General features: G+C 54.5%; 13 protein-coding genes. 8 read left to right on the forward strand and 5 right to left on the reverse strand.

All coding sequences use genetic code 11. The features are described from left to right. The first annotated feature begins 13 nt into the window (after window positions 1–13). Both ACFWUB_RS06545 and rpsR read left to right on the forward strand, forming a co-directional pair. A complete protein-coding gene (locus ACFWUB_RS06545; protein WP_416183688.1) occupies window positions 14–454 on the forward strand; it encodes a single-stranded DNA-binding protein in 441 nt (146 codons plus the stop codon). 45 nt (window positions 455–499) lie between these two features. Then, window positions 500–730: a 30S ribosomal protein S18 gene (gene rpsR / locus ACFWUB_RS06550; protein WP_014015538.1), complete on the forward strand. Its 231-nt coding sequence runs from the start codon at window positions 500–502 to the stop codon at window positions 728–730. A gap of 209 nt (window positions 731–939) precedes the next feature. Here the strand turns inward: rpsR and ACFWUB_RS06555 are convergent, their stop codons facing one another. Both ACFWUB_RS06555 and ACFWUB_RS06560 read right to left on the reverse strand, forming a co-directional pair. Continuing rightward, complete coding sequence (locus ACFWUB_RS06555) at window positions 940–2,196, reverse strand: amidohydrolase family protein (protein ID WP_416183689.1); 1,257 nt, start codon at window positions 2,194–2,196, stop codon at window positions 940–942. Window positions 2,197–2,218: 22 nt separating this feature from the next. After that, on the reverse strand, window positions 2,219–3,109 hold the full coding sequence (locus ACFWUB_RS06560) for a diacylglycerol/lipid kinase family protein (protein WP_036200907.1): 891 nt from the start codon (window positions 3,107–3,109) through the stop codon (window positions 2,219–2,221). 170 nt (window positions 3,110–3,279) lie between these two features. Between ACFWUB_RS06560 and ACFWUB_RS06565 the strand changes: the two genes are divergently transcribed. Then, the gene (locus ACFWUB_RS06565) at window positions 3,280–4,887 is read left to right on the forward strand and encodes a gamma-glutamyltransferase family protein (protein WP_416183690.1); all 1,608 of its coding nucleotides are present in this window, start codon (window positions 3,280–3,282) and stop codon (window positions 4,885–4,887) included. A 67-nt stretch (window positions 4,888–4,954) separates the two neighbouring features. Continuing rightward, the gene (locus ACFWUB_RS06570) at window positions 4,955–5,959 is read left to right on the forward strand and encodes a 1-aminocyclopropane-1-carboxylate deaminase/D-cysteine desulfhydrase (protein WP_020311596.1); all 1,005 of its coding nucleotides are present in this window, start codon (window positions 4,955–4,957) and stop codon (window positions 5,957–5,959) included. A 288-nt stretch (window positions 5,960–6,247) separates the two neighbouring features. Here ACFWUB_RS06570 and ACFWUB_RS06575 read toward each other — a convergent pair whose 3' ends face one another. Next, window positions 6,248–7,243: an inorganic phosphate transporter gene (locus ACFWUB_RS06575; RefSeq protein WP_416183691.1), complete on the reverse strand. Its 996-nt coding sequence runs from the start codon at window positions 7,241–7,243 to the stop codon at window positions 6,248–6,250. Then, entirely contained in the window at window positions 7,236–7,865 is a 630-nt protein-coding gene (locus ACFWUB_RS06580; RefSeq protein ID WP_370857022.1) for a DUF47 domain-containing protein, read from the reverse strand. Before ACFWUB_RS06580 ends, ACFWUB_RS06575 begins: the two co-directional genes overlap by 8 nt. Before the next feature lie 224 nt (window positions 7,866–8,089). On the opposite strand from ACFWUB_RS06580, the gene ACFWUB_RS06585 reads away from it, so the two are divergent. The 4 genes from ACFWUB_RS06585 to ACFWUB_RS06600 all read left to right on the forward strand — a co-directional run bounded on the left by ACFWUB_RS06585 (window position 8,090) and on the right by ACFWUB_RS06600 (window position 11,616). After that, entirely contained in the window at window positions 8,090–9,418 is a 1,329-nt protein-coding gene (locus ACFWUB_RS06585; RefSeq protein WP_292261228.1) for a nucleobase:cation symporter-2 family protein, read from the forward strand. Between the two features lie 54 nt (window positions 9,419–9,472). Further along, window positions 9,473–10,606: a L,D-transpeptidase gene (locus ACFWUB_RS06590; protein WP_239639713.1), complete on the forward strand. Its 1,134-nt coding sequence runs from the start codon at window positions 9,473–9,475 to the stop codon at window positions 10,604–10,606. A 297-nt stretch (window positions 10,607–10,903) separates the two neighbouring features. Then, complete coding sequence (locus ACFWUB_RS06595) at window positions 10,904–11,302, forward strand: NifB/NifX family molybdenum-iron cluster-binding protein (RefSeq protein WP_370857024.1); 399 nt, start codon at window positions 10,904–10,906, stop codon at window positions 11,300–11,302. 32 nt (window positions 11,303–11,334) lie between these two features. Beyond that, window positions 11,335–11,616 carry a glutaredoxin family protein gene (locus ACFWUB_RS06600; RefSeq protein WP_020311601.1) on the forward strand — a complete coding sequence of 94 codons (282 nt, stop codon included), beginning with the start codon at window positions 11,335–11,337 and terminating at the stop codon, window positions 11,614–11,616. On the opposite strand, the gene bioA is transcribed toward ACFWUB_RS06600, so the two are convergent. After that, window positions 11,613–12,959: an adenosylmethionine--8-amino-7-oxononanoate transaminase gene (gene bioA / locus ACFWUB_RS06605; protein WP_292282178.1), complete on the reverse strand. Its 1,347-nt coding sequence runs from the start codon at window positions 12,957–12,959 to the stop codon at window positions 11,613–11,615. The genes ACFWUB_RS06600 and bioA overlap by 4 nt on opposite strands.

Below are 12,959 nucleotides of genomic sequence, written 5' to 3' on the forward strand. Positions count from 1 at the left end.
GAGGCGCAAAGGTATGAACTCAGTCCAGTTATTAGGGAATTTAGCTCGTGACCCGGAAATCCGTTTTACGAAGACCGGCCGGGCAGTCGCTATGTTTACCGTTGCCTGTACGCGGTCGTATATTCCGGCCGGCAGTTCAGAACCGCGGGAATTAACTGATTTTATTCCTTGTGTTGCTTGGGGTAATTTGGCGGAAAACTGTGGCAATAACTTGTCCAAAGGCAGCCGTGTATTCGTCCAGGGCCGTATCTCCGTTCGTTCTTACGAAACGCAGGATGGCCAGAAACGCTATCGCACGGAAGTTGTATGCGACTTCGTTGCCCAGACAATGGGATCAGAACACCAGCAGGCTGCTCCGGCATCGCATGCTAGTGCACCGCAGCCCAAACCGGCTGCACCGGGAACCGGCTTTGACAGCATGGGTTCCAGCACAGACGAAGAAATCCCATTCTAAAAGGTCAGACACACCCCTTCTAATTCTTGAAGGAGGAAACTATACATGAGAAGAGATCGCTCGAGAAAACCGAGAAGAAAAGTATGCAGCTTCTGCGTAGATCATGCTGAACAGATCGATTACAAAGACGTTGCAAAACTTCGCCGTTTCACAACAGAACGCGGTAAAATCTTGCCGCGCCGCATTTCCGGCGTTTGCGCTAAACATCAGCGTAAATTGACTGTTGCCATCAAACGGGCACGTGCAATCGCACTCTTGCCGTATACGGCTGAATAATAAAAAAAGACTTGTCGCTTTGCGGCAAGTCTTTTTTTTGTAGGGGCGACACGTGGGGCACCCGCATCGGAATATGTACGATTTTCCTGTCAGGGTGCTAGGCGAATCATACAAATGCAACGGGCCGCCCTTTGGGACGGCCCCTACAAAAGGCTAGCCGCTGACTGCTGACCGCTAACCACGAGCCACGAACCACGAACCACTAGCCACTAATCACGAGCCACTAACTTCCCGTCTACATAGCGGGCGATGATGTTGCGGTCGTCGCCGTCGTAGATGAACTGCTGGAGTTTTTCAAAAGGCGTCCGTTCCAGGCCTTCGATGTCGTCCATGTGGATGACCAGGGCGTCAAAGGCGTAGCCTTTTTCAAAGCTGCCTGTCCGGCCGTAGAAGCGGCCCGGTCCTTTGGTGGCCAAATACAAGCCTTCACCGATGGTGAGGGCTTTTTCTCTATCGTGCTGCAGGGAATAGAGTTTCGATATTTCAATGGTCAAGGCAATCTGCTTGTTCATGGACGGTGTATGGCCGGCAGCGACGTCGCTGGCAATCGTGCAGGTCAGGCCGTTTTCCAGGTTGCGCCGCAAGGGCATGATGCCGCTGGTCAGGTTGGCATTGGACTGGGCGCAGTGTGCTAAGTAAATGCCTTTATCGCGAAGTAAACGTTTTTCTTCGTCTGATAAATAGATGGCATGGGCCATGATAGTCTTTTCGGGCCGCAAGAGGCCAAAGGCGTCATAGACGTCCGTATAAGACGGCAAGTCGGGATGGAGCTCTTTGACCCAGGCGACTTCATTCCGGTTTTCCGACAGATGGGATTGGACGGGCAAGTCGTAGGTTTCACAGAGGCGGCCCAGGCCGGTCATCAGTTTTTCTGTCGTCGACGGGACGAAGCGCGGCGTCGCGATGAAGCGGACCTTGTGCAATGCTTCGCGGCAGCGGACGGCCAGCTCTTCCGTATCGGCCAGGGAGCGGTCCGTATCTTCCAGGAGGTAGTCCGGGGCGTTGCGGTCCATGTTTACTTTGCCGATATAGGCTTTGAAACCCATGGTTTCGGCCAGTTCCATGAGCTGCCACGTCGATTCTTTATGAATCGTCGCAAAGGCGGAAAAACATAGGGTCCCTTCGGCCTGGAGGCGTTTCAGGAAGGCCGTATAGACGCGGCGGGCAAAGACGGGGTCGGCGAATTTCCCTTCGGCCGGAAAGGTGTAATGTTCCAGCCAGGGAAGGAGTTCTTCGTCAAAGCCGAGGCCGCGGTTTATGTATTGCGGGGCGTGGATATGCAGGTCGACGAAGGCCGGAATGATGATATCCTGGTTGTAATCGACGACTGTTTCCGGGCCTGTCGTTTCCGGCAGGTCCGTCATGAAGCCCGTTACGACGCCGTTTTCGATATGGGCATATTGATTTTCACGGATCGTCAGTTCATGGCGTGACGGCGTGAAGAGAAAATTTCCTTTAATGAACATGTAAACGCTCCTTGTCTATCACTTACGCAGGTACGTAAACGGATAAGAATGATGGCAGGACTTCGATGTCCAAGGGGAAAGCCGGCCCTTCGTCGCCGTCCATGTTGGTCGAGAGATGGCTGCCATCCAGCAGTTCGATGCGGACGCGGTCCATGGTCTTCAAGGTCATCAGTTCCGACGTCAGCGGCTGGCCGGCCAGGAATTCCGGGATGACCTTGATGAGGTCCAGATAATTGAAGTCCTTGAAGATGCCCAGCCAGATTTTTCCGTCGTCGACGCGGGCCTGGGGCGCCAGGTTGCGGAAACTGCCGACGGAATTGGTCAGCATGACGACGATGAGGGGCGAGCGGTGGACTGTCGAGCCCTGGGCCGTCGTGATCTTGAACAGCGACGTCTTATGGGCCTGCATGGCCTTGATGCCGGTCAGGAAATAGGCCAGCGGGCCGAGGCGCGTCTTCTGCTCGATGGATACGTGGCCGACGGCTTCGGGCATGATGCCGGCGGCAATGGTATTGACGAAGTAGCGGTCGTTGGCCTTGGCGATGTCGACTTTGACCGTCTTGCAGTGCTGCAGCATGGCGATGGCAGCTTCCGGATGGAGGGGGATGTTCAGGGCCCGTGCCAGATCGTTGATGGTTCCCAGGGGGATGAAGCCGAAGTGGATGGCACTGTTGGCCTGTGCCAGGCCGTTGATGGTTTCATTCAGCGTCCCGTCGCCGCCCATGGAAAATACCGAATCGAAGCCGGTCAGGGCTGCTTCCTTGGCCCATTCCGTCGCGTCGCCGGCTTTCTGCGTTTCCCGCAATTCGACGTCGTCGAACATCGTTTCCAGTTGTTGTCTTAAATTATCCTTGTGATATTTTGCCCGTTCACGCCCTGCTGTAGGGTTGACGATTAACATACACCGTTTCAACTTGCTCTACTCCTTACTTGTAAATTGTGATAAGTCCTTAACGTGACTGATGATTACTATTATAGCGGTAAAAAAGTCGTTCGTGAAGGTGTAAACAAAGGATTTCTCTGATTTTCGTCGAACTCTTTAAGTAAGGTTCACTTGTAATTTTTTGAAAAGGGGAGATTGGAATGAATTTTGATGCATCTGTGTATCCCTATGGCTCCCACCGGGAAGTGGTCTATGGCCGCCGGGGCATGGTCTGTACGTCTCAGACCCTGGCTGCCCAGGCCGGGCTGGATATGCTGAAAAAAGGCGGCAACGCCATCGACGCCGCCCTGGCTGCGGCCATGTGTCTGACTGTCCTGGAGCCGACCAGCAACGGCCTGGGCAGTGACGCCTTCGCCCTGATATGGACGAAGGGGAAACTCTATGGCATCAACGGCAGCGGCTGGTCCCCGGCAGGACTGACGCGGGATGAATTGCTGAAGCGGGGGTATGACCAGGTCCCGCTCCGGGGCTGGGAGCCGGTCATGGTCCCAGGGGCGCCGGCGGCGTGGGCCGAAGTCCATCGCCGTTTTGGCCGACTGGCCTTTGAAGAACTCTTTGAACCGGCCATTGCCTATGCCCGGGATGGTTATGCGGTCATGCCGAACCTGGCAGCTATGCTGGCCGACAGTATGGCATCCTTTGCACCTTATCGGGGGAAGAAAATCTTTCAGCACTTATTCGATACTTTTTTCCCTCATGGCCAGGCGCCCAAAGCCGGTGATATCCTCAAATTGCCGGAACTGGCCAAGTCTCTGGAAATCCTGCGGGACAGCCATTGCCGGGCCCTGTACGACGGTGAACTGGCTGACGCCATAGAGAACTGGTCAAGGGAAACGGGCGGTCTTATCCGAAAGGCGGATTTAGCAGCGTACCAGCCGCAGTGGGCCGACCCGATCCATACGGCGTACCGTGGTTACGATGTCTGGGAAATGCCGCCCAACGGCCATGGCCTGGTCGTCCTCATGGCCCTGGATATTGCCAGCGGGTTTACTTTTAGTAAACGGGATGATGCCGAATCGATTCACCGCCAGATCGAAGCCATGAAACTGGCCTTCTGCGATGGCAAGAAATATATTGCCGACCCGCGTTTCATGAAGACGGCTGTTGACGATTGGCTCTCTCCAGCCTATGCCGACCGGCGGCGGGCCCTTATCGGTCACGAGGCCCTGCTGCCGCAGCCGGTCGATGTAAACTGTGGCGGTACCGTTTACTTGTGCAGTGCCGACGGCGAAGGCAATATGGTTTCTTTCATCCAGAGCAACTACAGCGGTTTCGGTTCGGGCATCGTCGTTCCGGGATACGGCATTTCTCTCAGCGACAGGGGTTATAACTTCTCTATGGACCCAGCCAGCGATAACTGCGTCGGGCCGCGGAAGAAGTCCTATCATACGATCATTCCCGGCTTTTTGACGAAAGACGGCCGTCCTGTCGGCCCCTTCGGCGTCATGGGCGCTTTCATGCAGCCCCAGGGGCAGTTCCAGGTCCTGCTGAATACCATCGACTATCATCTCAACCCTCAGGCAGCCCTGGATGCTCCGCGCTGGCAGTGGGTCGGCGGCAAGACCATTGAAATGGAACGGGCCTTTCCAACCGCTGTCATTGAAGAACTGCGCCGCCGCGGCCATGACGTCGTCGTCAAAGACGATATCCAGACCTATGGCCGGGGACAGATCATCTGGCGCGATGACCAGGGGACGCTCATGGGTGGGACCGAACCCCGGGCCGATGGCTGTGTCGCCGCCTGGTAAAGGTCGTTTACTTTTCTTCTTCCGGAAAATATGATAGGATGGAGAAAACTAAAGGAGGACTGTCCCCATGAAACCGAAACTTTCTATTTTAGACCCTAATCCGACGCCGCTCCAATACCTGTCCGGCCTGTCGCAGGAATTATTCCGTGAAATCTATATCAAGCGCGATGACCTGACGCCTTTCGGCGGCGGTGGCAATAAACTGCGTAAATTAGAGTATCTGATGATCGAAGCCCTCAACTCTCAGGCGACGACCATTGTGACCGTCGGAGCGCCGCAGACCAACCATGGCCGCCTGACGGCGGCTGTTGCCGCGAAATTCGGCCTGAAATGCATTATCGTCGCTGTCGGTGATACTGATGGCGAACTGAGCGGCAATTTACTCCTCGACGGTATTTTTGGCGCCCGCGTCGTCCTCAAGCATGACGATGGCCGCGACCACGACGTTCAGCTTGAAGAAACAGTCAAGAAAGTCATGGCCGCCGAATTAAAGAAGGGTGAACAAGTTTACTTCATCCCCATGGGCGGCAGCGATACGACGGGTATGCTGGGCTACATGGACTGCGCCCGCGAACTCGACGCCCAGGCCAAGGAACAGCAGATCGACGGGGCGACGGTCTATGTCGCCGTCGGCAGTATGGGTACATATCTCGGCTTGTATTGCGGCTTGAAAGCCATTCAGTCGAATTTGAAACTGGTAGGCATTGCCGTCATGCCCTTCGACATGGAAAAATTAAAGGCCTACTTTAAGCAGGCCAAGGAAGAATATGGCTTTGATTTCGACGGCGACTTCCACGTCGAAACGGGCTATATCGGCAAGGGCTACAACGAACCGGAACCGCGGGTCCGCGAAGCCATCTACACCATGGCCCGTCACGAAGGCATCCTCCTCGACCCGTGCTACACGGGCAAGATGTTTGCCGGCGTCCTGTCGATGATCAAAGAAAAGAAAATCAAACTGGGCCGGCAGGTCATCCTCGTGCATACCGGCGGCATGCCTGGCCTCTACACCAAAGCCCATCGCATCAAATTTGAAAACGAACTCAAAAACCAGATCGAGATTGTGAAGTAAGGGGTTAGCAGTCAGCCGTTAGCAGTTAGTGGCTCGTGGCTAGTGGCTCGTAGGGGACGCCCAAAGCCTTTTTGGCCCGTCAAGTGCCGACCAACGGAAGGCATAGGACGGCTGCCAAAACGGACAGCAGCGATGGGCGTCCCGCATTCGTGGTCCCTTTCTCTTTATAGTTTGTAGTACGGAGTTTGTAGAAGAGGGCTTTAAATTTAAAAACCTTCACTACAAACTACAAACCTAAAACTCAAAAAGGGGCTGTCGCACATGCGACAGCCCCTTTTACTATGTCTTTTAAAAGAACACTTTTGTCAATATGACGTACGACAAGGCGCCCATGACAGCCGTGCAGGGAATGGTCATGACCCAGGCCGTGACCATCTGCCGGGCGACGCTCCAGTGGACAGCTTTGACGCGTTGTGCCGAACCGACACCCATAATCGACCCGGAAACGACGTGTGTCGTCGAGACGGGCAGGTGCAGCAAGGTGGCCGAGAAGATGACGACCGCTGAGTTCAAGTCGGCTGCAAAGCCGTGGACGGGATGCATCTTGAATATCTTGCCGCCGACGGTACGGATGATCTTCCAGCCGCCGACGCTGGTCCCCAGGGCCATGGACAGGGCGCAGAGGAATTTGACCAGGTCCGGTACTTCCAGGCTGGTGATGAAGCCGCCCGATACCAATGCCAGGGTGATGATACCCATGGATTTCTGGGCATCATTGGAGCCGTGGGAAAAAGCCATGAGGGCCGCCGACACGACTTGCAGCCTGTTGGCCGACAGGTTTACCTTGGCCGGTTTGAATGAATGGCAGACGGCAAAGATGATCTTCATGATGATGAAGCCCGTAATGATGGCCGAAACCGGTGAAATGATGAGGGACAGGACGATTTTCAGGATACCCCAGCCGTTGAGGGCGGCTACGCCGGCCGATACGATGATGGCACCGATCATGCCGCCGATGAGGGCGTGAGACGAACTGGAAGGCATGCCGACCCACCAGGTCAGGAGGTTCCAGATGATAGCGCCGACCAGGCCGGCGATGATGATCATTTCGTTGACTAACGTCGGCGAGACGACGATGTCGCCGCCAATCGTCTTGGCGACACCTGTCGAAATCATGGCGCCGAGGAAGTTGAGGATAGCCGTACCGACGATGGCGACGCCAGGGCGGATGGCACGTGTCGATACGCAGGTTGCGATGGCATTGGCCGTATCGTGGAAGCCGTTGATGAAGTCAAAGACCAGAGCCAGGACGACGACCATGATGATGAGCGACATATCAAGCATATTTCATGGTCACCTCTTTAATGGTATTTCCCAGGGTTTCGACGTGGTCGGCCGCTTCTTCCAGGGTCCCTAAGATATCTTTCCAGCGGATGACGTTGAGCAGGTCCGTTTCATCGCCGCTGAAGAGCCTGGAAATTTCCTGGCGATAGATATGGTCTACTTCCGATTCGAGGCGGTTCAGTCGTTCAGCATGACGCATGAGTTTGGCTTCGTTGTGGTCGATATCCTTCAAGAAAGAGAAAATCTTTTTCAATTCTTCGCCCATAGTGACAATCTGTTCGGTCATGGCGATGGCCGCTTTCGGCGCTTCCGTGACGTGATACATGCTGGTGCGCATGAGAGCGCCCTGCAGGGAATCGATGCAGTCTTCGAGCTGACACGTCAGTTTGTAAAAATCTTCCCGGTCGATAGGCGTGATGAAGACACGGGACAATTTGAAGATGACTTCCTGGTTGATTTTGTCCGACGTGTGTTCCAGTTTGACGATTTCCTTGAGATGCATGGAAATGGTTGAAACGTCCTCCATGACTTCATGGGCGATGAGGGCGCCGCGATGGAAATTTTCGGCGTTGGTCATGAGATAATCGAAGAATTCTTCGTGCTTGTTGCTGATACTGAACATGTTATTTCCTCCTCTGTGTACTTAAAATCAGTATATGAGAGACATATCATTGTTTTGAAAAGAATATGTAAAGATTGAGTAAAATTTAGCTACATGTTTTATTTTTTTTGAGGCAATGGTATAATAAAAACGGTATTGTTATTTTTTATAGGTATGTATATTGTTAAGAAAAAATCGCTTGCCATGGTGCAGGCTTTTTTTGAACATGAGGTGACTTTTACGAAATGAACGAAAACCTGACTAAACGGATCCATCCCGTTGACGAAATGCTGCCGGCTGGCCGGCTCTTTGCCTACGGTCTGCAACACGTCCTGGCCATGTACGCCGGGGCTGTAGCCGTACCGATCATCATTGCCCAGGCCCTGCACTTGTCGCCGGCTGAACTGGTCCACCTGATCAATGCCGACTTATTTTCCTGCGGCATCGCCACGCTGATACAGACTTTAGGCTTCTGGAAAATCGGCGCCCGCATCCCGATGATCCAGGGGGTCACTTTTGCGTCGGTCACGCCGATGATCCTCATCGGGGCGGAACACGGAATTACGGCCATTTACGGATCGATTCTCATTGCCGGGCTGTTCACTTTCTTCATTGCTCCTTTCTTTAGCCGGTTCATCCGCTTTTTCCCGCCTGTCGTCACGGGGACGATCATCACCATCATCGGTATCACCCTGCTGCCGGTAGCCGTCAACTGGATGGGCGGCGGCAATCCGAAGTCGCCGGACTTCGCCTCACCGATGAATTTGTTCCTGGCCTTCATCACCCTGGTCATCATCATCGCCATTTACCGCTGCGGCAAGGGCTTCTTGAGCAATGTTTCTGTCCTGCTGGGACTCATCGGCGGGACGATCATTGCCATGATTTTAGGGCAGACGAACTTCGCCGAAGTCGGCAACGCGGCCTGGATTGGGTTAGTCACGCCTTTTTCCTTCGGCTTCCCGACTTTTGATATCGGCTCGATCCTGTCGATGATCGTCGTCATGATCGTCACGATGGTAGAAACGACGGGGGACTGCATCGCTATCGGGTCCATCGTCGGCCGCCCCATTGGCCGCAGCCGCCTGGCACGCTGCCTCCGGGCTGATGGCTTATCGACCTTTATCGGCGGTATCCTCAACAGCTTCCCTTATACGGCCTTTGCCCAGAACGTCGGCCTCATCGCCGTCACCCGCGTCAAGAGCCGTTTCGTCGTCGCCGCGTCTGGCATCATCCTCATCGCTTTGGGCCTGTTCCCGAAGATGGCGGCTGTCGTCGCCTCTATCCCGAATTCCGTCTTAGGCGGTGCAGGCGTAGCCATGTTCGGCATGGTCATTGCCAGCGGTATCCGGGCCTTGAGTAAAGTTAAATTCGACGGGACATACAATCTGATGATTGTCGCCGTCAGTATCGGCGTCAGCATGATCACCCTGACGGCGCCGAACTTTTTCCACAGCTTCCCGTCGTGGGCGAACATCGTCCTGCACAGTGGCATTACCCTGGGCAGTATTACGGCTGTCGTCCTCAACCTGATTCTGAATGGCAGCGGCCGGGAAGATGATGTAAACGAAGATTAAATAAATGTAAATCAAAATAAAGGCGCATCAGCGCGATGAAAGTGAGGGATTTTTTTGCTGAAACGAATGATGGCTCTGACCTGCGTCCTGGCCTTGACCGCTGGAGCTGCCTGGGCCGATACGCCGGAACTGAAGACTGGACCGGCTCCTTTTGCAGTCAAAGTGGAAATCAAGCCGACGGCGGCGCCGCAGGAAGAAACGAAACCGGCCCAGCCAGCCGTAACGGCGAAGAAGGACACGAAAAGCCAGACGGCCGCCAAGGAAGGCCAGCAGGCCAAGGCGGTCGAATCGGAAAAGAAAATAGGTATCAACCTGGCCAGCCGTATCTTAACGCTCTATGAAGGCGATACGAAGGTCAGGATGTATCACGTCGGGGTCGGCAAGACGTCGACGCCGACGCCGACCGGTTACTATGCCGTCCAATATAAGGAAGTCAACCCGACCTGGGTCGACCCGGATGACACGAGCATCCAGATCGGTTCAGGTCCGGACAACCCTATTGGCTACCGCTGGATCGGCTTTTACGGTAACTATGGGATCCATGGGACCAATCATCCTGAATCCATCGGCGGCTATGTATCCAATGGCTGCGTGCGCATGAAAGAAGCCGATGTAGAAGACCTCTACCAGTATGTATCCGTCGGGACGCCGGTTACGGTCTACTATGACCGCCTGGTCATCGACGTCGACCCGGACCATACGGTTTCTTATTATATCTATCCTGACGGCTACGGCTGGCAGTCCCTGAGCATCGCTCAGGTCAAGAAGGCCCTGGCCGGCTATGGCGTAGAAGATTTTGCTGATTTCCAGGAAATCTCCGATAAGATCAACGCCTCCGATGGCAACGTCACGTACATCGCCAAGGCTTACGATTTAGTTGTAAACGGCCATAAACTGGCCAAGCGGGCACTGGGCAAGAATGGCCAGATTTACCTGCCGTCCGTAGCTGTGGCGACGGCGCTGAATCTGGATTTACAGTGGAATTCTCAGCAGGGCATCCTGACCAGTCCTTATGGGATCGCCCCGGGATACGTCAAGAGCGACGTCGTTTACATGAACGCCGTCGACGCCTACTCCCTGTTCCATCTCAAAGGTGAACTGACGCCGGACTATGTCTATAATATGTACTCCGTCAAAGGCAACAGTACACCGACCGTCGTCATCTCGCCGGGAAGCGGGAATGATTGACGTTTGATGCGATGGCTTTTTTGTAGGGGCTTACACGTGCTTTTTTAGCCCGTCAGGTATATGCAAGATGGCCATGCACCGATTGGCGTGAACGGGCGCCCCACGTGGGCGCCCCTACGACGAACGATAAACGACCTACGATGAACTCAAAAAGAGGCTGTCTTAATGAGACAGCCTCTTTTTCATTGACAAATACCGACATATGTCATATACTAAAATCAAATTAATCGACATATGTCAAAAAAAGACGGGCCGCGAGGACCCGTCTGGTTATTGCAGATTGGAGGAGAAATTGTTATGATGAGAGTAGCAGTTACGTATGAAAATGGGAATGTATTCCAGCATTTCGGCCATTCGGAAAAATTCAAGATTTATGATGTCGAAGATGGGCATATCGTCAAGGCTGACGTCATCGACACCAATGGTCAGGGCCACGGTGCCCTGGTCGGTTTCCTGCAGGCCCAGGAAATCAATGCCGTCATTGCCGGCGGCATCGGTGGCGGAGCCCAGCAGGCCCTGGCGGCCGCTTCGATTGACCTCTATGGCGGCGTTACGGGCAGTGCCGATGAAGCCGTCAAGGATTTGCTCAATGGTACGCTGAAATTCAATCCCGACGTAGCTTGCAGCCATCACGACCAGCAGCATGGCCATGGTGAACATCACTGCGGTTCCCACGGCTGCGGAGGTCATCAGTAACCTGTCTGTTCCCTGGAAAGGAGACGATTCCCTTGAAGAATATCACCGCTTTTTATATGAACGGCTGCCCCTATTGCAAGGGCGCCAAAGAAGCCTTGGCTGAACTGATCGAAGAAAATCCGGCTTACCGCCAGGTAGCCGTCGACTGGTACGAAGAATCGGAACACCCCGAAGTCGTACAGGGCCATTCTTACTACTATGTGCCGTCTATGTTCATCGGCACGGAAAAACTCTACGAAGCCCAGCCAGGCCAGTCTTATGACGACATCAAGGCCCATGTCAAAGCGGCCCTGGATGCGGCGCTGAAGGCTTAATCGCCACCTAAGACGGCATGGACGGCATCCCGGCAGCGGCGGACGGCTTCATCCATGGTCTGCTCATCAATGGTGAGGGGCGGATTGAAGTAAATGACGTCGCCAATGGGGCGCAGGACCAGTCCCAGGTCCATGGCTTTGCGGAAGATGTGCCAGCCGACCCGTTTTTCCGGGTCAAAGGCGCGTTTACTCCGTTTATCTTCAACTAATTCAATCGCATTGATCAGGCCGATGTGGCGGATTTCGCCGACATGGCTGTGGCTGCCGAGAGCAGCGTCTAACTTTTCGTGAAGGTAGATGCTCTTTTCGGCAGCTTTTTTTAATATATCGTCGCGTTCCATGATGTGTAGCACAGCCAGGGCCGCCCGGCAGGCCAGGGGATTGCCGGCATAGGTGTGGCTGTGGACGAAAGCCTTATGGGTCTTGAAATCGTCGTAGAAGGCCTGGTAAATGGCATCGGTCGTAATCGTCAGGGACATGGGCAGGTAGCCGCCGGTCAGGCCTTTCGACGTGCAGAGGATATCCGGGCTGACGCCGGCGTGTTCAATGGCGAACATCTTGCCCGTCCGGCCGAAGCCGGCAGCGACTTCATCGTCGATGAGCAGGACGCCGTACTGGTCACAGAGCTGGCGCAGGCGGCGCAGGTATTCTGGCGGGTAGATGCGCATACCCGCCGCGCCTTGCAGGATCGGTTCGACGATGAGGGCTGCCGTTTCTTTGCCGTAAGCGGCGAAGGCCTTTTCAGCGCCGACGAAACATTCGCAGTCACACGTATCCCGCGTTTGGCCATAGGGACAGCGGTAGCAGTCGAGGCCGTCGAAATGGATGTTATTCATCATCATGGGCTTGTAAATGCGGGCATAGAGGTCCATACTGCCGACGGACAGGGCGCCGATGGTCTCGCCGTGATACGATTCAGACAGGCACATGAAACGCTGCCGTTCAGGGTGGCCCGACTGATACTGATATTGAAAGGCCATCTTCAGGGCACATTCGACAGACGATGAGCCATTGTCGGTGAAATTGAAATGCGTCAGCCCTTTTGGCAGCAGCGGCAGCAACGCCTGACAGAGCTCGATGGCCGGGCGATGGGAGAAATTGGCAAAGATGACGTGTTCCAGCTGGTCGAGCTGGTCTTTGATGGCGTCATTGATTTCGTCGTTGCAGTGGCCGAGGAGATTGCACCACCAGGAACTGATGATGTCGATGTATTCTTTGCCTTCTGTGTCATAGAGATAGCAGCCTTTGCCGTGGTCGATGACGACGGGCGGGAAGACTTCGGCGTCTTTCATCTGCTGAGCCGGATGCCAGATGTATTTTAAGTCAGCTTCAAGTAAACTCAT

The organism is Megasphaera sp., assembly GCF_047831605.1.
In the GTDB taxonomy this organism is placed as follows: domain Bacteria; phylum Bacillota; class Negativicutes; order Veillonellales; family Megasphaeraceae; genus Megasphaera; species Megasphaera intestinihominis.

What these genes read in the sequence shown, in the direction of transcription:
- ACFWUB_RS06545 (WP_416183688.1), top strand. Translation starts at nt 14, where the DNA reads ATGAACTCAGTCCAGTTATTAGGGAATTTAGCTCGTGACCCGGAAATC.
- rpsR (WP_014015538.1), top strand. Translation starts at nt 500, where the DNA reads ATGAGAAGAGATCGCTCGAGAAAACCGAGAAGAAAAGTATGCAGCTTC.
- ACFWUB_RS06555 (WP_416183689.1), bottom strand. Translation starts at nt 2,196, where the DNA reads ATGTTCATTAAAGGAAATTTTCTCTTCACGCCGTCACGCCATGAACTG.
- ACFWUB_RS06565 (WP_416183690.1), top strand. Translation starts at nt 3,280, where the DNA reads ATGAATTTTGATGCATCTGTGTATCCCTATGGCTCCCACCGGGAAGTG.
- ACFWUB_RS06570 (WP_020311596.1), top strand. Translation starts at nt 4,955, where the DNA reads ATGAAACCGAAACTTTCTATTTTAGACCCTAATCCGACGCCGCTCCAA.
- ACFWUB_RS06575 (WP_416183691.1), bottom strand. Translation starts at nt 7,243, where the DNA reads ATGCTTGATATGTCGCTCATCATCATGGTCGTCGTCCTGGCTCTGGTC.
- ACFWUB_RS06580 (WP_370857022.1), bottom strand. Translation starts at nt 7,865, where the DNA reads ATGTTCAGTATCAGCAACAAGCACGAAGAATTCTTCGATTATCTCATG.
- ACFWUB_RS06585 (WP_292261228.1), top strand. Translation starts at nt 8,090, where the DNA reads ATGAACGAAAACCTGACTAAACGGATCCATCCCGTTGACGAAATGCTG.
- ACFWUB_RS06595 (WP_370857024.1), top strand. Translation starts at nt 10,904, where the DNA reads ATGATGAGAGTAGCAGTTACGTATGAAAATGGGAATGTATTCCAGCAT.
- bioA (WP_292282178.1), bottom strand. Translation starts at nt 12,959, where the DNA reads ATGAGTTTACTTGAAGCTGACTTAAAATACATCTGGCATCCGGCTCAG.